The organism is Streptococcus sp. DD13 (assembly GCF_001578875.1).
Taxonomy (GTDB): Bacteria; Bacillota; Bacilli; order Lactobacillales; family Streptococcaceae; genus Streptococcus.
In genome coordinates, this window is record NZ_KQ969506.1 from 906249 (window position 1) to 929968 (window position 23720).

The following is a 23720-nucleotide window of genomic DNA, read 5'->3' on the forward strand; positions in this document are numbered from 1 at the left end:
ATCTTGTCCCCAAAAGCCTTTATAACGTAGCGCTTCGTTTAATACATCTTCTGCAGTGCGCTCTTCTGCACGAGGGTTGACCATATCCCAAGTATCCGGATTATGACAGTATTGACAACGCATCTGGCATCCTTGCATAAAGATGACAAAGCGGACCCCCGGACCATCCACAGATCCGAAACTCTCTGTCGAATTAATCAATCCCGTTACCTTTTTGTAATCGATTCCTTCTACCATACTCTCTCCTTCTCATTACCTTTATTATAGCATGTCTGTCTCTTTATTTCCGAATTCCGAATCGAAAGTTTCTATCACCTAAGCAAAAAGGAAAAAGGATCGACCAAAAACCAACCATCTGAAGAAAAGGTGAGAATGGCTTCGTGACACGGTGGAATTTCATCTACTTTGAGGTTAGCCTTATATCAACCTTTAGCAGACAGTACTGTTTCTTGATTTCAAAAATTTGGAATACGTCCGGTTGAACAAGGGAGATTGATTTCTTTTTCATATCTGTTCTTAGATACAGACCGATTATTTTCGTCTGCTCTTTCTCCCAAAATAAAAAGCTTGAGAAAATCAGCATTCGCTTTCATCCTCAAAGCTTTTTGAATCGTTACCTTTTATCCACTTTTACTGCTACTGTTTCAGACAAGCGATCTTATTCCTCATCTTGGTCCATCACAGTTACTGGGGTGATCAGAACTTTTAACTTCGTCACACGACCATTCTTGACTTTATCATTAATGATCGTCAGGTGCTTGTGATTGCTTTCAACCTCATGACTCTCCTTTTCTTCCTGACTCGGAATGGTCCCAAGCCCTGACAGATAAAAGCCAGCAATCGTATCCACTTCGTCACTCTCTAACTCTGTATCAAAGTATTCGTTAAATTCATTGAGTGTCATGTTCCCTTGGACAATATAGGTTTGATCAGCAATTTCACGAACTTGGATCTCCGCCTTATCTGTCTCGTCTTCAATCTCACCAACAATCTCTTCCAATAAGTCTTCCAAGGTCACTAATCCTGAGACACCGCCATATTCGTCCAAGACGATGGCCATTTGCTTTTGCTCCGAACGAAACTGTGTCAAAAGGTCATCAACAAAAATCGTTTCCGGTACATAGAGGGCTTCTTGCATGATGCGGCGAAGATTGATGTTTTCAAAACCTAATTCAAAACCAGCTTGCAAGAGATTCTTCGTATGTAAAATCCCAATAACATTGTCCTTGTCGTCATCATAGACCGGTATCCTCGAATAATTTTCACGGAGGATTTCCTTGACCACCTCTAGAGGATCATCATTGATGTCCACCATAAAAGCATCCGTCCGCGGGACCATCACCACACGTGCTCGAATTTCGTCTAGAGAAAAAATCCCTTGTAGCATATCAATTTCAGACTCATCCAATGTTTCCTCTGAATTGGTCAGCATATATTCAATCTCATCCCGCGTCATTTTTTCATCCGCATCATCAAATGTCATCGGTGTGATTCGACTCAACAAATTCGTAGAAGCAGATAAAAGCCAGACAAAGGGACTTACGATTTTCCCAAGTAAGACAATGACCGGAGCCGTCCGGATTGCTAGATTTTCCTTCATATTCATGGCAATCCGTTTTGGATAAAGTTCTCCCAAAACAATGGAGATATAGGTCAAAAAGACTAGGGAAATGAGGCTACCAGCTGTTCGAGCCCATTCCGAATTGCCCATCCAAGAAGCAAACAAGTCCCCTAGGCTGGCAGATAAGCTGGCCCCTTGCAAAAGACCGATAAAGGTGATTCCAACCTGAATGGTTGATAAAAAAGTATTGGGTTCTTGAAGAACCTTTAAGAGACGAACATACTTTTTATCGCCCTCTTCCGCCTTTTGCTCGACACGTTGCCGATTCAAGGACACCAAGGCCATCTCTGATGCTGAGAAAAACCCATTGAGCAGGGTTAAAACAATAAGTAAACTAAATTGCAAATAAATGGTCTGACTACCGGGGTCTTCCATGATGTTCTCCTATAAAAAATAAAGTAATGCTTTTATTATACCACATTTTAAAAAAGAAAAGTGCGCTTCATTCAAAAGTTAGCTCAGATGATCGACCGAATCAAACTAGAAGCGCCTTCTATCTTTCCACTTCCTTTACCGGCTTTCTTATCTATGCTACAATAGTCCAAAAGGAGGCACACATGATTCTTTCTATGCAAGACCTTTCCTACAAAAAAGACGGAAAAACTATTTTGGATCAGCTCAATTGGGAGTTTAAAAAAGGAGAGCGATGGGCCATTCTTGGCTTAAATGGAGCTGGAAAATCGACCTTACTCCGCATTTTACTAGCCGAGTTTTGGAAGTCAGAAGGGGAGTTAACAGTTCTTGGAACGCATTTTGGACAAGGGGATATCCCAAAGCTCCGTCAACGGATCGGAATCGTTGGTTCCTTTTTAGCAGAGCGATTCCCGCAGCATCTCTCAGCAGAGCAAATCGTCCTCACTGGGCGCTACAAATCCTCTATCCTCTATCAGGAATATTCCGAATCCGATCTCGAAGAAGCACGGACCCTTTTACGCGATCTAGATGGCGGCCATCTGATTAGTCGTCGCTACCGCTCCTTATCCCAGGGTGAAAAACAACTGCTCCTTATTGCTCGGAGCTTGATGGACAATCCCGATCTCTTGATTTTAGATGAAGCAACTGTCGGGCTAGACCTCCTAGCGAGGGAGAAACTCTTAAAACAAATCGAGCGAATCGACAGCTTAGACCAGGCACCTGCCCTCATCTATGTCACCCATCATGCTGAAGAAATCACCCATCTTTTCACCCATGTCCTCCTCATCTCCCAAGGTCGTATCGTAGCCCAAGGACCGAAAAACGAAGTCCTGACCGTAGAGACCCTCTCTAACTTCTATGATTCACCCGTTGAACTAATTGATCTTGGACAAGACCGCCTCTTCATCAAACCCATCCTCTAAAACTTTTTTCTTCATTTCTTCTAACCTATAAAAAACAGACAGCTTTTTTGTCCCAAGACTCGAAAGCTGTCTGTTTTTTTATCTACCTCCCCGGGCTAAATTCATCAATTCATAGGGAAGGGAGTTGAGATTCTCCTTCAGAGAGTAGGATTCCAACTCATTCACTTCTTTTCGAAGGCGCTTCGCATAACGGTGGCTAATGCGTTCATCTGCTTCATATTCCGCAATGGCTTTTCGTTCCAAGTAATATCCTCGCAACATTTCATCGATGTTGGTCGGCTTGACGCGTTCAATGATTCGCTCAACAAAAGCGCCAGTCCCAATGATTTCCGCCTCTCGCAAACGAGCATCTTGTAGAAACTCGACCAGTTCACGACCATAAATCGGTTTGACATCTGCCAAACTTTCTAGAATAATTTGAGTCGTACCCAAATACAGCTCTGCAATCTCATCCTTTTCTTGCTCATTGAGGACACCCATTCTCCTTCTGCTCTTTAAAAGCAGTCTCAAGTTCCACATGCGTTGCAGGAGATTGCGCATGGTCCGTAGCAAAAGCGTCAGACTATACCGAACTTGAGAAGCAAAGTTACGGTTGATCTGGTGTTCCATATTTCCCAAATAAGCCTGATAGAGACGATAGCCTCGCTCTCCAATCCGCCCTTCGCTCAATGCCTGCTCAAGCGCATCCCGCTCAATGGACAGCATCATCACTTGTAAAGCAGCCAAGTCCTGCTGGATCTGTTGGTCCTCTTGTTGCCAAATCAATTGTTCGATTCGTAGCTGATAGTTATCAATCGCTGAATAAACGGATAGATTCAATTCCGATTCCTTCAAATCATCCTTTAACTGACTCACTACTTCATTTAAAATCGCAATTTGCATACTATGGTTTTCTTGACTAAGTTTAGGCTTGGCAAGATGAGGAAGCACGACAACCCCTGTCAAAAACGATAAGAGGGTCACACCTGCCACAAGAAAGAGCAGTTGAGAATAGACGACGACCGAGATACTACTTGGGATCAAAAAGATGGTCGCGATTGACACTGTTCCCTTTACACCAGAGAAGGTTAAGGTCAAAATCTCCTTCATATAGGTAGGGAGGGGCCGACGCAGACGCTTGATAGACAAAGCAAAAAACAGCCACAAACTCAAAAACCGAATCAAAAACAAGGCAACGGTTAACACGATCACCAACAAGACGAGACTCTGGGTATTGTATATCGACTCCGTTAAAATAGGACCCGCAATATGAACCAACTCCAGCCCCAAGATGATAAAGACAAAGCCATTAAGGGCAAAGGTGACCGTCTCCCAAACCGTTTCTGTGACCGTGTCGACTTCTGCCGCTAATAGAGTAATTCGCTTAAAACGAGCAGCATTGAGAATTCCCGCTACGACGACAGCGATAATCCCTGAGACATGAATCTCCTCCGCTACAAAGAAGGTCACTAAAGGAAGGCCCAGTTCCAATAACAAGACTGAAATACTGTCCAACACCTTAAAATCCTTGAGGAGGCGAATGAAAAACCCTTGAAGAAGACCAAAGAAACCACCCACTAGGAAGCCTCCCAACACGGATAAGAGGAGTGAGGTCCCTGCTTCACTGAGAGAAAACTCCCCCGTGGTTAGAGCCGTTACCGCCACTTGAAAGGCCACCAAGCCGGAGGCGTCATTCAACAAGCCCTCCCCTTTTAATATATCCGATATCCTCTTGGGGAAGGAAAATCTCCCTGATAGGGAGGAAAAGGCCACTAAGTCTGTTGGCCCAAGAGCTGCTCCTCCCGCACACATCGCTGCAAGAGAAATCGTCCCCACCAAGGCATGACCCAGTCCTCCAAGTCCCAAGGTCGTCAGAAAGACTACTGGAAATATGAGAAAAAGAATCATCCGCCATTGCTTTAAGACGCTCGTCACATCACTCTCTGCCGCTTCTCGAAATAGCAAGGGACCGATGACGACAGCCAAAAACAAGTCTGAATTAATCCTAAAGGTCTGGTCACGTAAAATCCAGCCCAAAACAACCCCCAGTCCCACTTGAATCAAGGGTAAAGGAAACCGGGGAAAAAGCCGATTCAAAATATTAGAACCAGAAAGCAGGGCGATAAAGACAATGGCATACAAAAGGAGGTGTTCCATCATTGCCCTCCTTACTTTTTAGTAGCCAATTCTTGAAACAATCGTTTTTGCTCCACAATTTTTTGGTCCACGACAGAGACATCCTCATGATCCACGATCCGATGGCAACGCTCCGTCTCCAATTCCACAATTCGCTTCTTAATTTTCTTCATTTGCTTTGAGGGTTGACAGCTCACCGTTTGGTTTTCACGATTGTCCATATACTGCTTTCGCATCAGCAACAACCGTTCATTCAATTCATTTTGATTCATTTTTTTCTCCTATTTTTTCAATCATGATCAGAAAAGGGGGTGTATGGATTTGATTCAGGGGTTGGTAGAGCATGACGGTATAGAGCTTTTGGTCCAAGTGCTTCACAAAGTCCAAAACAGCATCTTTCTCCACATCTCCCCCCTCATGACCATAATAAATCATGATAGACAGGCGCCCTCCGACTTCCAAGCGCTCCAAAATTTGTTGGATGGCTTCTAGGGTCGTAAGGGGCTGAGTAATAATGGACTTATCCGCACTGGGTAGATAACCCAGATTAAAAATAGCCGCTCGAATGGGCTCTTTGACATACTGGTCTAGGTGCTCATGACCATCCAAAATCAGCTCAACATTGGTCAATCCTTGCTGGTCCAGTCGTTCTTGCGTTTTTTGCAAAGCTTGTTCCTGGACGTCAAAGGCATAAACTTTCTGAGCAAGACCCGCTAGAAAAGCTGTGTCATGGCCATTCCCCATGGTGGCGTCTACTGCCACACTTTGGTCATCTAAAATGTCTGCTAAAAACTCATGGGACAGGTGAATCGGACGTTTGATCATACCAGAGCCTTCTTTCTTTTTGTACTTGTCAAATCGACTTCATTAACATTTGATCGGAAAACAGCTCCATCAAGAGAGGGAATCCCCAAAGAACGACTTCTTCTTACTGAGGGAAGACCCTAGCTATACAAGTGCCCTAAAACAGGGGACACGAGGAATACCAGGAGATTCGAACACAATACAAGCACGAGATAAATCATTGAAATTTCTCTTCATTCTTGCTCGAACAAACTGGTTGAGGAGCTGCCTTACACCCCTGCACGCTTCCCCGGCGCTCCATTTCACGGTCGATGGCATTCAAAACTTCCCATTTATTGAGACTCCACATGGGACCTATCAACATATCTCGAGGGGCATCACCTGTGATGCGATGGATGACCATATGCTTGGGGATGATTTCCAGTTGATCGCAGATGACCTGGACATAATCCTCCTGACTCATGAGCTGCAAACGTCCCTCGTGGTAATCTCGTTGCATGCGCGTATTGGTCATGAGATGGAGGAGGTGAAGCTTGATCCCATTGATCTCATTATCTGTCACGCACCGGCGGACATTCTCCAGCATCATCTCATGAGTTTCTCCAGGAAGTCCATTGATGAGGTGACTGACGATCTCCACCTTGGGAGCCAACTCTCGCACGCGCTTGACCGTTTCTACATAAAGCTCATAAGAGTGGGCCCGGTTGATCAACTCTGAAGTAGCTTCATAGGTCGTTTGCAAACCCAGTTCTAAGGTCACGTGCATGCGATCAGATAGTTCAGCCAGATAGGCGAGGGTTTCATCCGGTAGGCAGTCTGGACGCGTTCCGATATTGATGCCCACAACTCCTGGTTCATTGATCGCTTGCTCATAGCGTTCCCGGATGATCTCTACTTTCTCATGGGTGTTGGTGAAATTTTGAAAATAGACCAGGTATTTCTTGACATCTGGCCACTTGCGGTGCATAAAGTCAATCTCATGGTAAAATTGCTCACGGATAGGTGCCTCGGGGGCTACAATGGCATCTCCTGAACCTGAAACCGTACAAAAAGTACAGCCACCTTTAGCCACCGTTCCATCTCGATTCGGACAGTCAAAACCCGCATCAATCGGCACTTTAAAGGTCTTTTCTCCGAAGAGGGTTCGGTAATAATCATTTAAGGTATTGTATCGTTTCATGCGTGTAAGGTATCTAAAAAATAGTGTGTGATGGTGCTTTCTGACAGACGTTTACGCTGACGGAGCCACCATTTGACCGTCTCGGTAAAGGTCGTCACTACGTAATTTTTGACAAAGTCCTGCGGTAGGTGGCGTAGTCCAGACAAGTAATCATCGGCTACCAGTGGATAGATATGGTGGGCGATTTCTTCTTTCAAACGGAGCATAAAACTCGCATTGTCAGACAAAAACAGACTCGCAATTTTGTCCTGATTTTCCTTAAAATGCACCATGATATGCTCGATAAACTGAAAAACTTCCAGGTCTTCTGTAGATTTTTTCATGAAAATATGGTGAAAAAGCTCCTGACAGAGGGCGTCCAACAAGGTTTCCTTGCTCTCATAGTGCATATAAAAGGTCGAACGACCGACATCCGCCCGGTCAATAATATCTTGGACCGTCATGGTCCCATATCCTTTTTCATTAAGCAAGTCTACGAAAGCTTGGTAAATCGCTCGCTTGGTTCGTGTAATCCGTCTATCCATCTGTACATTTTAGACAAATTGTTCAATAATGAACCTTCTGCCCATTTTGCTCCTTTTCTTTTCCTTCTACGATTGCCATAATAGAATAGAAGAAACTGTTCCGTATATTATACCTCATTTCATTGAATTTTGCAGGAGTCTTGATATGTATGACCTCAAAAAAATCCTCCACCTAGCTATCCCAGCGACGCTGGATAACCTCCTTCAGACCCTCGTCTCTTTCGTAGATGCTTGGATGATTGCCCAGATTGGCCTCGTAGCTGTGACAGCAGTTGGTTTAGCCAATACGATCTTATCCGTTTACCAAGCTCTTTTTATCGCTGTGGGGATTGCTGCCACCACGCTGATCGCCCAAAGTTTAGGCCAAAAGAAGGTCAGACAGCTCGGTCGCTACTCCTGCCAAATTTTCCTCGTAACGCTAGTCTTATCGGGTCTATTAGGAATCGTATCTCTCCTTTTAGGCTCCAATCTTTTGAGGCTGGTAGGGGCTAGCGGTCCCGAATTCCCCCAGGCGCTGGTTTATTTCTTCTGGGTGGGAGGAGGCAGTATCTTTCTTGGTTTATCCACGGTTTTTGCGGCTATGATTCGGGCAACAGGTGATGCTAAAACTCCCCTCGTCATTGGCCTATTCGTGAATCTAATCAATATCGCACTAGACGCCATCCTGATTTTTGGCATAGAACCCTTTCCAGCCTTAGGTGTCTTAGGAACAGCCCTTGGGACGGTCCTTGCTCGTCTGTTCGGAAGTCTTTTACTTTTTATCGCCTACAACAAACACAGGCTCGCATCTCTTGGCAAGGACAGCAAGCGGTTTCTCTTCGCCCCTTCCTCTCTCTAGCTTTCCCAGCTAGCCTTGAACGTCTGGCCATGAGGCTGGGACAAGTTCTTTATTTTAGTCTGATTGTCTCTATGGGAAGCAAGACCTTTGCTGCCCACACTATAGCTGGGACGATTGAGTCCTTTACCTACATGCCTGCATACGGACTCGCAACGGCCGTCAGCGTCCTCGTGGGAATGTCCGTCGGGGAACATAAACCATGTCAGGCTCTTTCTTATACAGTCAAGGCATCTGCCTGCGGGGTTTTCCTGATGTCCTTACTAGGACTTGTCTTATGGATTCTAGCGCCTGATTTGACCCAGCTTTTCACGACAGATACTAGCGCAAGCGCACAGACCATTACAGCCCTTCATATCGCGGCTATAAACCAGCCGGTTTTAGCTCTTAGTTTGATTTTGCCTGCGGCATTACAAGGTGCAGGAGACACCAAAACACCTCTTGTCACTACCCTTTTAGGAATGTGGGGGATACGTGTCCTGGGCATTTGGATCCTCGGTCAAGTTTCTGGATGGGGGATTCGTGGTATCTGGATTGCCATCGGGATTGATTTGACCCTTCGCTCATTGTTCTTAGCCAATAGGTTTTTCCAGAAGGTCCACACGTTAGAAAGGAATCCAAAACATGAAATCCTATAGAAATATCCTGATTGCCTTTTTTCTCAACTTCTCCTTTGCCATCATTGAGGTGATTTTTGGTAGTCTCTTTCATTCAAGTGCCGTTTTATCAGATGCCGTTCATGATCTAGGAGACGCTATCGCCATCGGAGCCTCTGCCTACTTAGAAGGGATCTCCAACCGGGAAGAAGACCACCACTATACTTTAGGTTACAAGCGTTTTAGCCTACTAGGAGCAATCATTACTGGTCTTATCCTCATCATCGGATCCACCTTTGTCATCTTAGAAAATATCCCAAAACTTCTCCACCCTGAAGTGGTCAACTACAACGGAACCCTTTGGCTTGGTATCATCGCTATTACCATTAATCTTCTGGCTAGCCTCATGATCCGTAAGGGGCAAACCAAGAACGAAGCTGTTTTGTCCCTGCATTTCCTGGAAGATATCTTAGGTTGGTTGGCTGTGATTCTGGTCTCCCTGATCTTACATATCACAGATTGGTATATCTTAGATCCTCTCCTATCTTTGGCCATTTCTGGTTTTATCCTGAGCAAATCCCTTCCTTCCTTTTGGAAAAATCTCAAGATCTTTTTGGCAGCTGTCCCTGAGCACCTAAACCTAGAAAAGCTCTTGGATGAACTGAAAGAAATTCCGAATATTCAGGCTGTCAACCAGGTTTCGGTCTGGTCCATGGATGGACTTGAAAACCACGCAATCATCCATGTAACCCTTCATGATGTCCATCAAGGAGAAGGAACCAAAAAAGCTGTACGCACCCTTTGCAGGGAAAACCAAATTTCTACAATTACCATCGAGTTTGATCAGTCTTGTAAAGAACATGACCTGCACAAACGAAAACCTCTAACCACAGTATCTGCCCACCACCATGCACACTAACAATTTCTTTTTCGAATAAAAAAGTATGAATATAGTGTTATTATCTTGTCTCGGTGCAAGTTTAGGCTCCTTTCTAGGGGTCATCATCGACCGCTTTCCTCACACTTCCATCCTCTCACCAGCGAGTCACTGCGACCATTGCCAGCATCGGTTAAACGTTTGGGATCTAATCCCAATCCTTTCCCAGCTGAGCCTCGGATTTCGATGCCGTTACTGCAAAGAACGAACCCCCTTCTGGTATGCAGGTTTGGAGCTTTGCCTCATGCTCATCACCCTTTTCCTTTATGAGCAGATCCTCTCCATTCCTCAGGCTCTTGTTTGGGTTCTGAGTCTCCTTTTGTCTTTGTACGATCTAAAAAACAAGTCCTATCCCTTATTCATCTGGTTTGGTCTGACGGCTCTTACCACGTGTTTTACTGGGATCCACCACCTCTTCCTTATTTTGATAGGCATGGCATATCTGACGGAAAAGCTTTCTCTTAATATAGGGGCCGGCGACTTTCTCTACCTCGCTAGTCTCTCCCTAATCCAACCTCTCTATGACTTAGTCTGGACGATTCAATTCGCAAGCTTTAGCGCCCTCGTCGTCTACTTTTTTCTAAAAAACAAGCGGGAACCCCTTCCTTTTGTCCCTTTTCTTTTCGCTGGTTTCCTGATGAGCAGCCTTCTAGGTTTAGGCTTCTGAGTCAGCTTACAGGTCCAACAATCTGCATCCTCTATCTGCCCACCACTATATAAAATATGCTATAATAAAAACTATCTAAACAGGAGGACAGTTTATGTTTCCAGACGATAGTTATACACTACACACGGACCTCTACCAAATCAACATGATGCAGGTCTACTTTGAACAAAACATTCACAATAAGCATGCGGTATTTGAGGTTTACTTTCGAAAGGAACCTTTCCAAAATGGCTATGCCGTTTTCGCAGGGTTAGAACGGGTTATCCGCTATCTCAATCAATTCCAATTTTCAGAAACAGACCTGGCTTACCTAAAGGAGCTAGGCTACCCTGAGAATTTCTTAAACTATCTCGCCGATCTCACCATGGACTTATCTGTCCGCTCGGCAAGAGAAGGGGATCTCGTCTTTGCGAATGAACCCATTTTACAAATAGAAGGACCATTGGCTCAGTGCCAGTTGGTCGAAACAGCCATCTTAAACATCGTCAACTACCAAACCCTCATCGCAACCAAGGCACGACGGATCAAAACCGTCATAGAAGATGAACCCCTGCTCGAATTTGGCACCCGTCGTGCACAAGAGATGGATGCTGCCATTTGGGGGACTCGTGCTGCCTTTATTGGAGGGGCTAATGCTACATCCAATGTTCGAGCTGGGAAACTATTTGGTATTCCTGTCTCTGGGACGCACGCGCACTCCCTGGTTCAGGCATATGGCAATGATTACCAGGCTTTTAAGGCCTATGCCAAAACTCATCGAAACTGCGTGTTCCTCGTAGATACCTATGATACCTTAAAAATCGGTGTCCCAGCTGCCATTCAAGTCGCAAAAGAGCTCGGAGATCAAATTCATTTCCAAGGTGTCCGTATCGACTCTGGTGACATGGCCTTTATCTCTAAAAAGGTACGCCAACAGTTAGATGATGCTGGATTTACAGAAGCCAAAATATACGCCTCCAATGACCTTGATGAAAATACTATCCTCAATCTCAAGATGCAAAAGGCGAAAATCGATGTTTGGGGTGTCGGAACAAAACTCATCACCGCTTACGATCAACCAGCTTTAGGAGCAGTGTACAAGATTGTCTCCATTGAAAATGAAAAAGGGGAAATGGAAGACACCATCAAACTCTCTTCAAATGCTGAAAAAGTCTCCACTCCAGGAAAAAACAGGTTTGGCGCATCACTTCTAAAGAAAAAGGGAAGTCGGAAGGAGACTACATCACGTTTGCTGACCAAGATGTCAGTCAGCTAGATGAGATCCACATGTTCCATCCTACCTATACCTATATCAATAAAACCGTCAAGAATTTTGAAGCTGTGCCTCTCTTGGTACCCATTTTTGAAGAAGGAAAACAAGTCTACTTTTCACCAAGCCTCCAAGAGATTCAAACACACGCATCCCAAGTATTTGATCAACTTTGGGATGAGTATAAGCGCGTTTTGAATCCACAAGAATACCCTGTAGACTTGGCCCAAGACGTTTGGGAACATAAGATGGAATTGATTGATACCATCCGCAAACAGGTCGCTCGTTAAGTGAAGGAGAGCAAAATGACACTGCAAGAAAAAATTATCAAAGAATTGGGCGTTTTACCAACGATAGACCCGCGCGTAGAGATACGACGCTCGATTGATTTTTTAAAAGATTATTTAAAGAAACATCCCTTCTTGAAAACTTTTATACTCGGTATCTCTGGTGGCCAAGATTCCAGTCTAGCGGGTCGCCTTGCCCAACTCGCGATGGAAGAAATGCGAGCAGAAACAAGTGATGAGAGCTATCAGTTTATTGCGGTTCGCCTCCCATATGGGGTACAAGCGGATGAGGAGGATGCCCAACGAGCTTTAGCCTTTATCCAACCTGATGTGAGCCTAGTCGTCAATATCAAAGAGCCCGCCGATGCAATGGCTACAGCCCTTGAACAAACAGGCGCAACGATCTCAGACTTTAACAAGGGGAATATCAAGGCCCGTTGCCGGATGATTGCCCAATACGGTCTAGCAGGTAGCTACAATGGTGCAGTCATCGGGACAGACCATGCCGCTGAAAACATCACTGGTTTCTTTACAAAATTCGGAGATGGGGGCGCGGATATTCTCCCACTGTTCCGCTTGAATAAACGACAAGGAAAACAACTCCTCAAAGAGCTCGGAGCTGACCCAGCCCTCTATTTAAAGGTACCAACCGCTGATTTAGAGGAAAATAAACCTGGTCTAGCAGATGAAGTTGCCCTCGGTGTCAGCTACGATCAAATCGACGACTATTTGGAAGGGAAAAAAATAGATCCTGCCGCCCAAGAAATCATCGAGAACTGGTGGAAAAAAACAGAGCACAAACGGCACCTACCGATTACCGTCTTTGATGAATTTTGGAAATAAAAAGAGAGGGGGACAGAAATCGGTCATTCGTTAGAATTCGATTTCGTCGTCCCACCTCCGCACAGTTGAGTCGGGCTGTAAAAGCTGATGAAATCAGCCTACTAGAGACCACTCACCCACTGCGTCTTGCTCGACAATCCAAAAACAATGGAGAGGCTAGGACTTTTGTCCCAGCCTCTTTTTTGACTTAGAAAAGTTGAAGCGTCCTTTCTCTGGTATCCTGGATCGTTCGATGACCTTCTGATCCCTTTTCGAGCTTATTTTTCTAGACGATGACCTTTTCCGTCGACCATCCTTTGGAGGAATAAAAAGAGGCCATAAGCAAGGAGTCCGCCGACTGTATTGGTCATTAAATCATCGGTTTCAAATACACGATTGGCGTCAAATAGCAAATCGACGACGAGCTGTGTCCCCTCTATGAAACAGGAGATCAAAAAGCTTACCCAGAAAACACGTTTCCAGCTTCTTAGACGGGGGATTAAAAAGAGTAAGCCCAAGATCAATGGTGTCAGCAAGAAAATATTAGCCACATTTTGCAAGAGGATCCATACAAAATCACCGAAGGATTGGACTTCATGACCGTTTATAAAGGAGTTAAAAGGGGTTAGGAGAAAGACCATGCGGCCGATCCGAAAAATACCAGGCGTTTCAAAGTGCTTCAATTGGGGATAAGTAGACTGAGGTAAGAAACACATCCAGGAAAGGAGCAAGAAATAGACTCCAACGAAAACGACTATTCGCTTTCGCCATCTCCTTGTCAGCTCCATTCCCTTTGTCCATTCAGGCTTCATGCTTACCCAGCCAATCCAGCTTTCGCTTTTGCCGCAGCAATCCGGGCTTTTGCAGTTTCGCGATCCCGCTTCATTGTATTAGAGCGCAACTGGCCACATGCTGCATCAATATCTGTCCCATGCTCTTGTCGGACCACACAATTAACGCCATTCTTTTTTAAGCGATCATAAAAAGCTTGGACACGATCTTGAGTCGAGCGACTATACTGATCATGTTCACTGACAGGGTTGTAGGGAATAAGATTGACATAGGATAACTTGCGAATGTTTTGTGTCAAATCTGCTAATTCCTGGGCTTGTTCCACTCCATCATTTACTTCATTGAGCATGATGTATTCAAAGGTTACACGACGGTTGGTCCGCTGCACATAGTATTCAATCGCCGCAAAGAGCTCGTCCAAAGGAAATTTGTTGTTAATCCGCATGATATTTGACCGAATGGTATTATTGGGAGCATGGAGAGAGATGGCCAAATTAACCTGAACTCCTTCATCGGCAAACTGACGAATTTTCGGAGCCAAACCGGAAGTGGATACAGTGATGTGACGTGCTCCAATCCCTAGCCCCTTATCGTCATTGACAATCCGAACGAAGTTCAAGACATTGTCGTAATTATCAAAAGGCTCTCCAATTCCCATTACGACAATGTGACTCACTCGCTCATCCTGGCCACGTTGGTCAAAGTAAGCTTGTACCAACATAATTTGCGCCACGATTTCCCCGGCATTCAAATCTCTCTGCTTTTTAATCAGACCAGACGCGCAGAAGGTACAGCCGATATTGCAGCCCACCTGAGTCGTCACACAGACTGACAGACCATAATGCTGCCGCATGAGAACCGTCTCAATCAACATCCCATCTGGTAGTTCAAACAGATACTTAACCGTCCCGTCCTTTGACTCTTGCACGATACGTTGTTTCAATGGATTGACACAAAAATGTTGCTGCAGCAAAGCAATTAAGCTTTTTGGGAGGTTGGTCATTTCCTCAAAAGACTGCACACGATTTCGATACAACCACTCCCAAATCTGGGCCGCCCTGAATTTCTTTTCGCCCTGTTCCAAGATCCATTCAGTCAACTCCTCGCGACTAAAGGCATAAATTGATGTTTTCATTCTTTCTCCTTATTTCTGACGAATGACGAAACGGTTGTTTCGGCTTTTTTCGCCTGCTTCTCTCTTCTCTTGTCCATCTCGCTTCGGTCTTCGACGCTTCGATTTACCGTCCTTGTCATCCTGTTTGACTGTAAAAGAATGTGGATGATTCAAACTATGGTTCTGTCGATTAGAAGATCGTCTCCTTTTTCTTCGTGGTTGATCTTCCTTATCCTGCTCGATCTGGATAGGGGCTTCATTTTCTAAGACAAAATACGCACAGCCGAAGTTGCAATACTCCAGTAGATAATCTTCTAAATGACTGATTTTTTTCGCTGCTTTGACCGCCCGTTCTTCCTTATAAAAGCCTTTCAGTCGCAACTGCTCATGGCCCCAATCTCCTACGATATAGTCATACTGGAGCATCCAATTGGAAAAACGATGACTAAATTCCGTCTGATCAAAGGCCGATCGGTAATCTTCCCGAAGATGAAATTCAATATTTTCCGACACGACTTGATCCCCCACCCGTGCAAAGACTGGACCTGGGAATTTGTTGTAGTTTAAAAGTTCTGGTGTGACTTCCTTTTTCATTTCCTCTCCCCCTTTCTTTCTTCTCTTGTTTATTTGAAAACTTCATCATTCTGTTGAATGGTATCTGCTTTATTATACCGTATTTTCGGCATTTCACCAACTGCTAGCAAAAGAGCCTCGAGTTACTCTTGGCTCTTTGTTTTCTCTAGATAATCAATCGCATCCTGAACTTTGGTGACAGGAACAACCTTGATCTTTAACTGATTTCGTTTAGCAGATTCCAGGGCTTCTTCATAATTCGTCTTCGCATCTGGATTGGCCTTTTTCACTTCATCCGAAACCGGATTATTGGGAACAAAAAAGACAGTTGCACCGGATTGTTCGGCAGAAATGACCTTCATAGCTGCACCTCCAATATCTCCAACCGAACCATCCGATTCGATGGTTCCTGTCCCTGCTATCACCCGACCATTTCGCAGACCAGGATCCTGTAGCTGAGTATAAATTGAAAGGGTAAACATTAACCCCGCACTGGGTCCTCCAATGCCAGCTGTATTAAATTCAATCTGATCTTTTGATTGGACCTGGGTATGCTCCGTCAAACTAATGCCGATGCCGTTTTTTCCATTGCTGAGGCGAATCACTTTCCCCTTTGCAGTTTTTTGATCCCCGTTTTCACTATAGCTTACGGTTACATCGCTCCCTACTTCTAAACTAGCTACATAGGTAATCAGGCTTTTGGTATCCTTAAACTCTTGCCCGTTTATGCTTGTGACGGTATCTCCCACTTGCAAGATGCCTTTAAAGGTTGATGTATCGCTAACTGACAGAACATAGACACCCAGATAGTCCATGGTTACTTCACGTTTTGCTAGTTTCAACGCCTGATAAGTAGCCTGATTTTGCGATGTTTCCATGTAGACCTGGCTAATCCGAGTGTATTCTTGGTTGGTTGAATCACCTAGCTCCTCTCTTTCACTCACAATGGTCTGATTGTCATCCAGACTTGCAAGTAAATAGGTCAGTGGCGTTGCCTGCTGTACTCGGATATAAACAAAGTTATAGGAGCCAGGTTGACTATCTTTTTGACCATTCACCGTCATCACTTGACTCACATCCGATGCGCCTCCGGGAGCATGGATATAATAGGGAAGAGGAAGGGCCAGTAAGGCCCAGATTGAAAGGAGCAGGCCAATCGTTGTGACCCAGAGGCCATAGCGTCTTTTTTTATTCTTGTTCACCTTCTACTACCTCAACTACTTCTTTTGGGACATAGGGTTGGTAATCCCCTCCAAAATGAATGAGCTCTCGAATACGACTGGAAGAAAGCTCTCGCTCACTAGCATGGGCTGTAAAATAAACTGTTTCAATCTCGGGAGCTAGATTCCGATTATAAAATTCCATGTTATTTTCATATTCTAAATCAGTCGCATTTCGAAGACCACGAACCAAATGGGTCACTCCTAGTTCACGAGCTACATCCACCACCAAGCGATGGCGAGACGTCACGATTGCAACATTGGGCATATCCCTTACTACCTTTTCAAGAATTTCCTGCCGTTGCGCTAGGCTGAGCAGTCCCTGCTTGTTCTCATTGTAAAAAATTCCGACATAAAGCTGATCAAACAGGTGGCTGGCCCGTTGGATAATGGCTAAATGTCCTTTGGTAGGAGGATCAAAGGATCCCGTAACCAAGCCAATCTTATCTGACATATACTGTTACCTTACTAATTCCATACACCTTTTCTTTCCAAATCCCCAAATCAGCAATTTCATCAGGGAGTTGAACTTTCTTATCTGTCTCACATACCACCAGAGGATCCTCTGACAATAGACCTCGCTGACAGAGCTCGGTTATCGTCTGAACGATTGTCTCCTTCGCATAGGGTGGATCTAGAAAGACAAGATCAAAGGGTCCTTTTACTTGCGTCAAGGCTTGTTCGGCACTCATATTAAGGAGCTCAAATTTTTGATGTTCCTTTGTCATCATGATATTTTGCCGAATGATGGCTTGCGCTCGTCGATCTCTTTCCACCAACACAGCTTGGTCCATTCCGCGTGAAACAGCTTCAATCGCTAAGCCACCACTTCCAGCATAAAGGTCTAAGACGCGACCTTGCTTAAAATATGGCCCAATCATATTAAACATGGCCCCCCTCACCTTGTCCGAAGTGGGACGAGTCGTTTTTCCATCGAGGGTTTTCAGAAAACGCCCCCCATATTCACCAGATACTATTCTCATATCCTCTATTTTACCAAAAAACACCCCGACTGTTAGAGTTTTAGTCCAACTGTTGGGGTGCCGGTCAGAAACCTAGATGCATCCATTCGATGCGCAACCTATTTCGTTTTTATCTTCCCCGTCCAACGAGCCAAGCCGCCATTGAGGATATAGATATCTTTGTACCCTTGTTTCTTTAAATAAGTCGCAGCAGGTGTGACCCGTGTCGCCACATCCCCTTCATAAAGCAAAACAGGCTTGTCTTTGCGAAGGGCTTTTCCACTCATTTTAAGCTGTGAGTATGGAATATTTCGCGCTCCTAAAATGTGTTTCTCCCGGAAAAGATCCGCTTCTCGGATATCAATAACCTGAGCACCATGCATCATCGCTTGAAACTCTTCACTGGACAAAATCTTAGCAGCACTGCGTAAGCGTAAATAACGGTATGCAAACCACAACACAAAAGCAAGGATAACCAGTAATAAACTTTGTAAGAAGGCCATATTATTTCTCCCTTTTCTCTTTCATTTCCATCTCTAGTCGGTGCTCCCGTCGCAAGATCAAATCTGCTTCAATATAGTCAGACCGATCGATTAAACCCGCCTCATAAATCCGTCCTAGCTCAATCTTCATCATCTCAATATCGTAGAGACGACTGCCCATATAGACAATAATCCCAAAACGTTTGAGGAATTGTTGCACATCATAAAGACTTTTCATAGTGAAAATTGTATCAAAAAGCGAACCAAAATTCAAGGTCCCTTTGACGCACTGACAAGTCTAGCATCGCTTTTCTCCACTTTTTTGACGCCATATTCGAAAGATAGCGGCTCAGATTTAGGCCCTCATTTTCTTTGAAATTATCTAGTTTAATGTCTTTTTATTTTCTTAAAAAATGGTAGAATGTAACCAACTTTGTAAGAAAGAGAAGTTGTAAACTATGGATCGTGACTCCTTATTCGATCGTATTCGTCCTCACCTTTCACGGAATCGAATCGAAATCTATGCTCTGGTGCTGATTATACTATGTGCCTTATCTGTCTTTTTCGTTCGGATGTCTTCCTCCGCTACTATTCGTTTAGATAATGGAAAATTACACTACTCCGGCAAAATGGTAGCTAATAAAATGGCGGGCCAAGGAAAATTAACTTTTGAGAATGGAGATGTCTACGAAGGACAGTTTAGCAATGGTCTGTTTAACGGACAAGGGACCTTTACATCCAAGACCGGTTGGAGCTATAAGGGAGAATTCAAGAACGGTGTCGCGGAAGGGCAAGGGACATTGACGACCGAAGATAACGTCGTCTACAAAGGAACGTTTAAAGAAGGAATTTATCAGAATGAGAATTAAATGGTTTTCCATCATCCGGGTGACAGGACTTTTACTGGTGCTCCTGTATCACTTTTTTATCAATCCTTTCAAAGGAGGATTTGTCGGTGTCGATGTCTTTTTTACTTTCTCAGGTTTTTTAATTACAGCCCTTTTAATTGACGAATTTCACCGCAACCAATCCATCAATCTACTGGCTTTTTACAAGCGTCGCTTTTATCGAATTGTTCCCCCTCTCGTCTTAATGATTCTGGTGACTCTCCCCTTGACACTATTGGTCCGAAATGATTTTAGAGCCAGTATCGGGAGTCAAATCACTGCGGCTCTCGGATTCATGACCAACTTTTTTGAGATTTTCTCAGGAACTAGCTACGAAAATCAATTTACGCCTCATTTATTCGTGCACACCTGGAGTTTAGCGATTGAGGTGCACTATTATATCCTCTGGGCTTTGCTTGTTTGGGGATTGACCAAGCTTGTCCGGACTGTTGGACAATTAAGAGGGATCGTTTTTCTAAGTTCACTCCTCTTATTTATTGTGAGCTATCTATCAATGGCCCTTTCAAGTTTCTTCGTTGGTGGTAACTTCTCATCTATTTATTATTCCAGTTTCACCCATATCTTCCCCTTCTTTATCGGTTCCCTCCTAGCCACTCTAACTGGGGTTCAATCAACGACAGGGCTCATCAAAAAACTCACCAAGCAATGGGACTTGCGCAAAACCGTATCTGTCCTTGCTGGTGCTACGTTCCTTTTAGCCATCTTTAGCCTTCTTTTACCCTTTGATTCCATTTGGACTTATCTCTTTGGCTTTTTGCTCGCTAGTCTCTCCACTGCTGCGATGATTTTAGCTAGTCGGGTCCTCCATGAGAAAACCCCAAAAGAGCGTGAAGAACCAAAAGTCCTGACCTTTTTCTCAGATATTTCCTACAGCCTTTATCTCTTCCACTGGCCTTTCTTCATCCTATTTAAGGAGTTATTTGGAGTGTGGATTGCTGTTTGTCTTACCCTGCTATTTGGAACCCTTTTCTCGGCTCTTTCATTCTATGTCTTTGAGCCGATGATTGCAGGGAAGCCCGTCCATGTATTTGGTTGGAATCCCTCATCCAAGCGTTCACGGATTAGCATCCTGACAGGATTTGGTACCCTGGCTTTCTTTGGACTCTTGATTACTATTTTCGCTCCTCGTTTAGGAAACTTTGAGCAACAAATGATGGTGGATAACCTAAATCAATCCAATAGCCGAATGTCCCTAACACGGTCTGCTGCCGAAAATTCTCGTGCTACGGATTACAATATCAAAGAAGGGACAGTCATCATTGGGGATTCTGTGACCGTACGAGCTGAAGAATATATCAAGTCGGCCCTTCCAACAGCTCAAATCAACGGGGCTGTCAGTCGCAATCTCACTGAAGCATCCAGCCTTCTAAAACTTTACAATGACAGCAAGTCCCTTCCGGTTGATGTGGTCATCGCCCTGGGAACCAATCCGACTCAGAATTATCAGGCTCTCTTGGATGAGCTCGTGACCAATCTTCCTAAAGGACATCGCTTGATCTTTGTAACACCTTATGACGGGAACTATAGCAATCAAAATGAATCGATTGCCTACCAAACCGGCCTCTACGAAAAACAATTAGCCGGTCAATATGACTATATCGTCATTGCTGATTGGTGGAAAGCTGCCACTGAAAATCCTGCCTTTTGGACCAATAGTGACCACATCCACTTCAATTTGGAATCCAACGCGGGCCAAGTCTACGCTCAAACGATTTCCAATGCCTTAAAAGAAGCGCAAAACAAGCCTGTCAAGCAAAAATAAGTTTTCTTAGATACTAAAAATAGAGTCTGGACCAACCGTCCAGACTCTATTTGATGATAAAAGTACTCTCCGTCATATCTCACTGTTATTTTTGTTTACTTTGAAAACGCCACTGAAAACGAAGACGGTCATAAGATGGGAACTCGAATTGTAAGAGGGCAAACCCTAAAAAGACACTTCCTAACACATCTGAAGGGTAGTGGACCCCGACATAGACACGAGAGACAATAATCGTTGCTGCAAAAAGAAGCAGCAATCCTTGCACCATCCTTTTCACAGACTCTTTCTTCACACGTTGACCCACAATGATCATCAAACTTCCTAAGACAAGGAGGGAAACCAACGCATGCCCACTTGGGAATGAAAAGCCTTTTTCTTCTACCAAGTGTAGGATACTAGGACGTGGACGCTGATAAATATTTTTTAATACAACCACCAATATCCCTGTCAAGGCAAGATTTCCTCCTAAAAGGAGACACTCACTCCACCAACGACGGTAAGCAAAATAAACCAGGATAAGCGCCACCCAGACTATGACTACCTGTGTATTCATCAAAAGAGTAATGCGACTAAAAAAAGCGGTCAACATAGGAGGGAGATCCCCTCGAATCGCAGACTGAATCGGTCCATCAAAACCACGAAGATTTTGTGGAAAGAAGCGGACAACGTAGCCCAATATAATAAAAATTAAGAGGGCGAAAGACCCTCTTAAATAGAAAGTTTGTTTATTCTTCATATTGTTTTAAGACTGGACGCAACAGGGTATAGACAACCCAAAAAGTTGCAGACCAGATCACTCCTTCCAAAAGGTTAAAGGGAATTACAAGAGTTACGAGATAATTGAAAATCCCAACCATTTTTTCGATATCTGTATTTGCGAAGGTCGCATAAAGCGGAATCGCATAGAAATAATTGACAAGAAGCATGGTAATAGTCAAAAGGACAGTTCCCACCAGGCCAGCCAGGATAAAGCTCTGTACAGTTGACCTCTTCTTCCAGATCATAGCGAAAGCTGCTATAAAGACCAGCACTGCTACAATATTAATCGGTAATCCAATTAAGGTTTCCACTCCTTGGCCATTTAAGGCAAGCTTGAGCACCGAACGAATCAGCAAGACTGCTGTCGCACTTTTTAAATCAAACAGAACAAGGGCCAATAAAATGGGAAGAATACTAAAATCAAGTTTGAAGAATTCAATCCCAATGGAAAATTGGTAAAGCATCAATAAAAATGATACCGCTGATAAAACTGCCACTAGAGTCAGTTTACGAAGATTTGTCATAACAGGTTCCTCCAATTTCTAAAAATTGAAGAAGCACCAAAGACTATTTGGACATACCAAAAAGACCTTGTCTTCTCCCATCCAGACTATACTGTCGGTCGAGGATTCTCACCTCATCAGCTTTCGCTCGCGGACTTCAAACAGCCTGAATTTTTAGAAACCTGCAATCTTTTTCTGCATCGATCCTTCGATCTACTGAAGATGCACTTCATCTCAAAACCAAGCTCTCTTGTCACCGCCGGTCGGGAATTTCACCCTGCCCTGAAGACCCTTCTATCATAACACAAACAGACTTGCAAACGCAAGTCTTCTGTTTACTTTAGCTTGTCACCCTCGTATCTGTGAGTCAGCTCCAAGCCTGCGAAAGACTGCTGACGAAGTGCTTCGTATACGATCATACAAACAGCATTTGAGACATTGAGGGACCGTACATGCGCATCATTCATGGGAATTCGAATGGTCTTATCCGCATACCGTTTCATAAATTCCTCCGGTAAGCCCTTATCTTCCCGTCCAAAAATAAAGAAATGACTACGACCATCATGATAGTTTTCATCGGAATAAGTCTGCTCCGCAAATTTGGAAACGAGGTGGACAGGACTATCCTGAATGGCATCCATCAATTCCTCTAAGCTATCATAAAACCGAACATCTAATTGATCCCAATAATCCAAGCCTGCCCGCTTCATTTTTCGATCGTCCAAAGGAAAGCCCATCGGACGGATAATGTGCAAGGGACTGTTGGTTGCCGCGCAGGTGCGGGCGATATTTCCTGTATTTTGTGGGATTTGTGGCTGGTAGAGGACCACGTGATTTCTGGCTTTGTCTTCTGTATAGGTCAAATCTTCGATATTCATAGCTTCCCCTTTAAAACAAAAAAATCCACACTGCCCGGAGTCTAGCTCAGCAAACAGCATGGTGAACAGGCGTTCACTCACTTAAATCACAACAGGTTTGATTTAAACAAATGAACTATGAAATTAGTATATCACACTCACCTGTCCTGTCAAGTATTTTGAGAGATTTTCTTTCATTTTCCGTATCAATGATTTCTTTCCTTCAACTCCTCTTTTTAGGGAGATAGTCAGGATGGCGACGCAAGGTAAAATGGTCCGGAACTGGATCTTCCCCTTCCTTGAGAAAAGGATGGCAACGAAAGATTCGTGCCAAGCCCATCAATACTCCTTTTCCCCCATGTTTGTCCAACGCCTGAAGCATATAGTTCGAACAAGTAGGGTGGTACCGACAAGCTGACGGCGTCAAAGGAGAGATTCTTTTTTGGTAGAAATACACGATTTTTTTTAAAAAACTGACGATCATTTTTTACTAGTCACTGCCTGTGTATGGAGACGAGAAATATCTTTTTTATTGAGACGACGAAATTCTCCTGGTCGAAGACCGGTCAGATCCAGATGTCCAAATCGAACACGGGACAACTTATCCACCCGTAGACCAACAGCTTCAAACATTTTCTTGACTTGATGGTTGCGCCCTTCATGAATAGTTAGCTGGACGACTGAACGATTTTTAACAGGATCCACTTTCAAAATTTCATAAATGGCTGGTTGGGTTTTCTTTCCGGAAATGACAACCCCTCGAGTCAATGGTCGTAGAACATCTTTGTTTGCGATTCCCTGGACCCTTGCGATA

Annotated in this window: 27 protein-coding genes, 2 pseudogenes and 1 riboswitch; of the genes and pseudogenes, 9 read left to right on the forward strand and 20 right to left on the reverse strand. The window is 44.2% G+C overall.

Features of this window, described 5'->3' with window-relative positions:
* A partial coding sequence (locus STRDD13_RS08725) for a 4Fe-4S cluster-binding domain-containing protein (protein ID WP_231852556.1) occupies positions 1 to 237 on the reverse strand: 237 nt, incomplete at its 3' end.
* A 421-nt stretch (positions 238 to 658) separates the two neighbouring features.
* Positions 659 to 1996 (reverse strand): hemolysin family protein, encoded by a 1338-nt coding sequence (locus STRDD13_RS04200; protein ID WP_067102283.1) that lies wholly within the window; start codon positions 1994 to 1996, stop codon positions 659 to 661.
* A 182-nt stretch (positions 1997 to 2178) separates the two neighbouring features.
* On the opposite strand from STRDD13_RS04200, the gene STRDD13_RS04205 reads away from it, so the two are divergent.
* A complete protein-coding gene (locus tag STRDD13_RS04205) occupies positions 2179 to 2958 on the forward strand; it encodes an ABC transporter ATP-binding protein (RefSeq protein WP_067102286.1) in 780 nt (259 codons plus the stop codon).
* Between the two features lie 78 nt (positions 2959 to 3036).
* Here the strand turns inward: STRDD13_RS04205 and STRDD13_RS04210 are convergent, their stop codons facing one another.
* The 5 genes from STRDD13_RS04210 to STRDD13_RS04230 all read right to left on the reverse strand — a co-directional run bounded on the left by STRDD13_RS04210 (position 3037) and on the right by STRDD13_RS04230 (position 7581).
* Positions 3037 to 5094 (reverse strand): cation:proton antiporter, encoded by a 2058-nt coding sequence (locus STRDD13_RS04210; RefSeq protein ID WP_067102288.1) that lies wholly within the window; start codon positions 5092 to 5094, stop codon positions 3037 to 3039.
* An 11-nt stretch (positions 5095 to 5105) separates the two neighbouring features.
* On the reverse strand, positions 5106 to 5345 hold the full coding sequence (locus STRDD13_RS04215; RefSeq protein ID WP_067102291.1) for a hypothetical protein: 240 nt from the start codon (positions 5343 to 5345) through the stop codon (positions 5106 to 5108).
* Positions 5332 to 5898, reverse strand: a complete 567-nt coding sequence (locus tag STRDD13_RS04220; RefSeq protein ID WP_067102293.1) for a tRNA 5-(aminomethyl)-2-thiouridylate-methyltransferase MnmM — start codon at positions 5896 to 5898, stop codon at positions 5332 to 5334. Before STRDD13_RS04220 ends, STRDD13_RS04215 begins: the two co-directional genes overlap by 14 nt.
* A 196-nt stretch (positions 5899 to 6094) precedes the next feature.
* Positions 6095 to 7057, reverse strand: a complete 963-nt coding sequence (locus tag STRDD13_RS04225) for a tRNA modification radical SAM protein MnmL/YtqA (protein ID WP_067102296.1) — start codon at positions 7055 to 7057, stop codon at positions 6095 to 6097.
* A complete protein-coding gene (locus tag STRDD13_RS04230) occupies positions 7054 to 7581 on the reverse strand; it encodes a TetR/AcrR family transcriptional regulator (protein ID WP_067102299.1) in 528 nt (175 codons plus the stop codon). Before STRDD13_RS04230 ends, STRDD13_RS04225 begins: the two co-directional genes overlap by 4 nt.
* 145 nt (positions 7582 to 7726) lie before the next feature.
* Here STRDD13_RS04230 and STRDD13_RS08730 point away from each other — a divergent pair, with 145 nt between their 5' ends.
* From STRDD13_RS08730 to nadE, 6 genes and pseudogenes are all read left to right on the forward strand, one after another.
* Entirely contained in the window at positions 7727 to 8419 is a 693-nt protein-coding gene (locus STRDD13_RS08730) for an MATE family efflux transporter (protein WP_231852557.1), read from the forward strand.
* Positions 8420 to 8448: 29 nt separating this feature from the next.
* Positions 8449 to 9054, forward strand: coding sequence for an MATE family efflux transporter (locus STRDD13_RS08735; RefSeq protein WP_231852558.1), 606 nt, complete (start codon positions 8449 to 8451; stop codon positions 9052 to 9054).
* Positions 9041 to 9931 (forward strand): cation diffusion facilitator family transporter, encoded by an 891-nt coding sequence (locus STRDD13_RS04240; protein WP_067102302.1) that lies wholly within the window; start codon positions 9041 to 9043, stop codon positions 9929 to 9931. Before STRDD13_RS08735 ends, STRDD13_RS04240 begins: the two co-directional genes overlap by 14 nt.
* 25 nt (positions 9932 to 9956) lie before the next feature.
* On the forward strand, positions 9957 to 10616 hold the full coding sequence (locus tag STRDD13_RS08975) for a prepilin peptidase (protein ID WP_067102304.1): 660 nt from the start codon (positions 9957 to 9959) through the stop codon (positions 10614 to 10616).
* A gap of 94 nt (positions 10617 to 10710) precedes the next feature.
* Positions 10711 to 12155 (forward strand): annotated as a pseudogene (locus STRDD13_RS04250) (nicotinate phosphoribosyltransferase).
* A 15-nt stretch (positions 12156 to 12170) separates the two neighbouring features.
* Positions 12171 to 12995, forward strand: a complete 825-nt coding sequence (gene nadE, locus STRDD13_RS04255; protein WP_067102307.1) for an ammonia-dependent NAD(+) synthetase — start codon at positions 12171 to 12173, stop codon at positions 12993 to 12995.
* Positions 12996 to 13252: 257 nt separating this feature from the next.
* On the opposite strand, the gene STRDD13_RS04260 is transcribed toward nadE, so the two are convergent.
* The 8 genes from STRDD13_RS04260 to STRDD13_RS04295 form a co-directional block, all read right to left on the reverse strand.
* Positions 13253 to 13786: a VanZ family protein gene (locus STRDD13_RS04260; protein WP_067102310.1), complete on the reverse strand. Its 534-nt coding sequence runs from the start codon at positions 13784 to 13786 to the stop codon at positions 13253 to 13255.
* Between the two features lie 2 nt (positions 13787 to 13788).
* Positions 13789 to 14901, reverse strand: a complete 1113-nt coding sequence (gene rlmN, locus STRDD13_RS04265) for a dual-specificity RNA methyltransferase RlmN (RefSeq protein ID WP_067102312.1) — start codon at positions 14899 to 14901, stop codon at positions 13789 to 13791.
* A 9-nt stretch (positions 14902 to 14910) separates the two neighbouring features.
* A complete protein-coding gene (locus STRDD13_RS04270; protein WP_067102314.1) occupies positions 14911 to 15474 on the reverse strand; it encodes a YutD family protein in 564 nt (187 codons plus the stop codon).
* Positions 15475 to 15596: 122 nt separating this feature from the next.
* Positions 15597 to 16655 (reverse strand): SepM family pheromone-processing serine protease, encoded by a 1059-nt coding sequence (locus STRDD13_RS04275; RefSeq protein ID WP_067102317.1) that lies wholly within the window; start codon positions 16653 to 16655, stop codon positions 15597 to 15599.
* Positions 16642 to 17127 carry a pantetheine-phosphate adenylyltransferase gene (gene coaD, locus STRDD13_RS04280; RefSeq protein ID WP_067102320.1) on the reverse strand — a complete coding sequence of 162 codons (486 nt, stop codon included), beginning with the start codon at positions 17125 to 17127 and terminating at the stop codon, positions 16642 to 16644. Before coaD ends, STRDD13_RS04275 begins: the two co-directional genes overlap by 14 nt.
* A complete protein-coding gene (rsmD, locus tag STRDD13_RS04285) occupies positions 17117 to 17656 on the reverse strand; it encodes a 16S rRNA (guanine(966)-N(2))-methyltransferase RsmD (protein WP_067102322.1) in 540 nt (179 codons plus the stop codon). The genes coaD and rsmD overlap by 11 nt, the downstream gene beginning before the upstream one ends.
* A 98-nt stretch (positions 17657 to 17754) precedes the next feature.
* Positions 17755 to 18138, reverse strand: coding sequence for a rhodanese-like domain-containing protein (locus STRDD13_RS04290; RefSeq protein WP_067102325.1), 384 nt, complete (start codon positions 18136 to 18138; stop codon positions 17755 to 17757).
* A 1-nt stretch (position 18139) separates the two neighbouring features.
* On the reverse strand, positions 18140 to 18355 hold the full coding sequence (locus STRDD13_RS04295; protein ID WP_067103187.1) for a YqgQ family protein: 216 nt from the start codon (positions 18353 to 18355) through the stop codon (positions 18140 to 18142).
* Positions 18356 to 18575: 220 nt separating this feature from the next.
* Here STRDD13_RS04295 and STRDD13_RS04300 point away from each other — a divergent pair, with 220 nt between their 5' ends.
* The gene (locus tag STRDD13_RS04300; protein WP_067102329.1) at positions 18576 to 18986 is read left to right on the forward strand and encodes an MORN repeat-containing protein; all 411 of its coding nucleotides are present in this window, start codon (positions 18576 to 18578) and stop codon (positions 18984 to 18986) included.
* Positions 18976 to 20787: an acyltransferase family protein gene (locus STRDD13_RS04305; protein WP_067102331.1), complete on the forward strand. Its 1812-nt coding sequence runs from the start codon at positions 18976 to 18978 to the stop codon at positions 20785 to 20787. The genes STRDD13_RS04300 and STRDD13_RS04305 overlap by 11 nt, the downstream gene beginning before the upstream one ends.
* Positions 20788 to 20872: 85 nt before the next feature.
* Here STRDD13_RS04305 and STRDD13_RS04310 read toward each other — a convergent pair whose 3' ends face one another.
* The 5 genes and pseudogenes from STRDD13_RS04310 to STRDD13_RS04330 all read right to left on the reverse strand — a co-directional run.
* Positions 20873 to 21523, reverse strand: coding sequence for a phosphatase PAP2 family protein (locus tag STRDD13_RS04310; RefSeq protein ID WP_067102334.1), 651 nt, complete (start codon positions 21521 to 21523; stop codon positions 20873 to 20875).
* Entirely contained in the window at positions 21513 to 22070 is a 558-nt protein-coding gene (locus STRDD13_RS04315; protein WP_067102336.1) for an ECF transporter S component, read from the reverse strand. Before STRDD13_RS04315 ends, STRDD13_RS04310 begins: the two co-directional genes overlap by 11 nt.
* A gap of 65 nt (positions 22071 to 22135) precedes the next feature.
* A riboswitch (FMN riboswitch) is annotated at positions 22136 to 22343 on the reverse strand.
* 41 nt (positions 22344 to 22384) lie between these two features.
* On the reverse strand, positions 22385 to 22927 hold the full coding sequence (locus STRDD13_RS04320) for a tRNA (cytidine(34)-2'-O)-methyltransferase (protein WP_067102339.1): 543 nt from the start codon (positions 22925 to 22927) through the stop codon (positions 22385 to 22387).
* Between the two features lie 202 nt (positions 22928 to 23129).
* The gene (gene yidD / locus STRDD13_RS04325; protein WP_067102342.1) at positions 23130 to 23390 is read right to left on the reverse strand and encodes a membrane protein insertion efficiency factor YidD; all 261 of its coding nucleotides are present in this window, start codon (positions 23388 to 23390) and stop codon (positions 23130 to 23132) included.
* A pseudogene (locus STRDD13_RS04330) lies at positions 23387 to 23720 on the reverse strand (rRNA pseudouridine synthase); the annotation flags it as partial. The pseudogene STRDD13_RS04330 and the gene yidD, both read right to left, overlap by 4 nt.

Excerpts from the sequence above, each read along its gene's own strand:
- STRDD13_RS04210 (WP_067102288.1), bottom strand. The coding sequence starts at position 5,094 with ATGGAACACCTCCTTTTGTATGCCATTGTCTTTATCGCCCTGCTTTCT.
- STRDD13_RS04270 (WP_067102314.1), bottom strand. The coding sequence starts at position 15,474 with ATGAAAAAGGAAGTCACACCAGAACTTTTAAACTACAACAAATTCCCA.
- nadE (WP_067102307.1), top strand. The coding sequence starts at position 12,171 with ATGACACTGCAAGAAAAAATTATCAAAGAATTGGGCGTTTTACCAACG.
- STRDD13_RS04295 (WP_067103187.1), bottom strand. The coding sequence starts at position 18,355 with ATGAAAAGTCTTTATGATGTGCAACAATTCCTCAAACGTTTTGGGATT.
- STRDD13_RS04200 (WP_067102283.1), bottom strand. The coding sequence starts at position 1,996 with ATGGAAGACCCCGGTAGTCAGACCATTTATTTGCAATTTAGTTTACTT.
- STRDD13_RS04260 (WP_067102310.1), bottom strand. The coding sequence starts at position 13,786 with ATGAAGCCTGAATGGACAAAGGGAATGGAGCTGACAAGGAGATGGCGA.
- coaD (WP_067102320.1), bottom strand. The coding sequence starts at position 17,127 with ATGTCAGATAAGATTGGCTTGGTTACGGGATCCTTTGATCCTCCTACC.
- STRDD13_RS04205 (WP_067102286.1), top strand. The coding sequence starts at position 2,179 with ATGATTCTTTCTATGCAAGACCTTTCCTACAAAAAAGACGGAAAAACT.
- STRDD13_RS04305 (WP_067102331.1), top strand. The coding sequence starts at position 18,976 with ATGAGAATTAAATGGTTTTCCATCATCCGGGTGACAGGACTTTTACTG.
- STRDD13_RS04315 (WP_067102336.1), bottom strand. The coding sequence starts at position 22,070 with ATGACAAATCTTCGTAAACTGACTCTAGTGGCAGTTTTATCAGCGGTA.
- STRDD13_RS04215 (WP_067102291.1), bottom strand. The coding sequence starts at position 5,345 with ATGAATCAAAATGAATTGAATGAACGGTTGTTGCTGATGCGAAAGCAG.
- STRDD13_RS04240 (WP_067102302.1), top strand. The coding sequence starts at position 9,041 with ATGAAATCCTATAGAAATATCCTGATTGCCTTTTTTCTCAACTTCTCC.
- STRDD13_RS04220 (WP_067102293.1), bottom strand. The coding sequence starts at position 5,898 with ATGATCAAACGTCCGATTCACCTGTCCCATGAGTTTTTAGCAGACATT.
- STRDD13_RS08730 (WP_231852557.1), top strand. The coding sequence starts at position 7,727 with ATGTATGACCTCAAAAAAATCCTCCACCTAGCTATCCCAGCGACGCTG.
- STRDD13_RS04320 (WP_067102339.1), bottom strand. The coding sequence starts at position 22,927 with ATGAATATCGAAGATTTGACCTATACAGAAGACAAAGCCAGAAATCAC.
- rsmD (WP_067102322.1), bottom strand. The coding sequence starts at position 17,656 with ATGAGAATAGTATCTGGTGAATATGGGGGGCGTTTTCTGAAAACCCTC.
- STRDD13_RS04310 (WP_067102334.1), bottom strand. The coding sequence starts at position 21,523 with ATGAAGAATAAACAAACTTTCTATTTAAGAGGGTCTTTCGCCCTCTTA.
- STRDD13_RS08975 (WP_067102304.1), top strand. The coding sequence starts at position 9,957 with ATGAATATAGTGTTATTATCTTGTCTCGGTGCAAGTTTAGGCTCCTTT.
- STRDD13_RS08735 (WP_231852558.1), top strand. The coding sequence starts at position 8,449 with ATGAGGCTGGGACAAGTTCTTTATTTTAGTCTGATTGTCTCTATGGGA.
- rlmN (WP_067102312.1), bottom strand. The coding sequence starts at position 14,901 with ATGAAAACATCAATTTATGCCTTTAGTCGCGAGGAGTTGACTGAATGG.
- STRDD13_RS04230 (WP_067102299.1), bottom strand. The coding sequence starts at position 7,581 with ATGGATAGACGGATTACACGAACCAAGCGAGCGATTTACCAAGCTTTC.
- STRDD13_RS04290 (WP_067102325.1), bottom strand. The coding sequence starts at position 18,138 with ATGGCCTTCTTACAAAGTTTATTACTGGTTATCCTTGCTTTTGTGTTG.
- yidD (WP_067102342.1), bottom strand. The coding sequence starts at position 23,390 with ATGATCGTCAGTTTTTTAAAAAAAATCGTGTATTTCTACCAAAAAAGA.
- STRDD13_RS04225 (WP_067102296.1), bottom strand. The coding sequence starts at position 7,057 with ATGAAACGATACAATACCTTAAATGATTATTACCGAACCCTCTTCGGA.
- STRDD13_RS04300 (WP_067102329.1), top strand. The coding sequence starts at position 18,576 with ATGGATCGTGACTCCTTATTCGATCGTATTCGTCCTCACCTTTCACGG.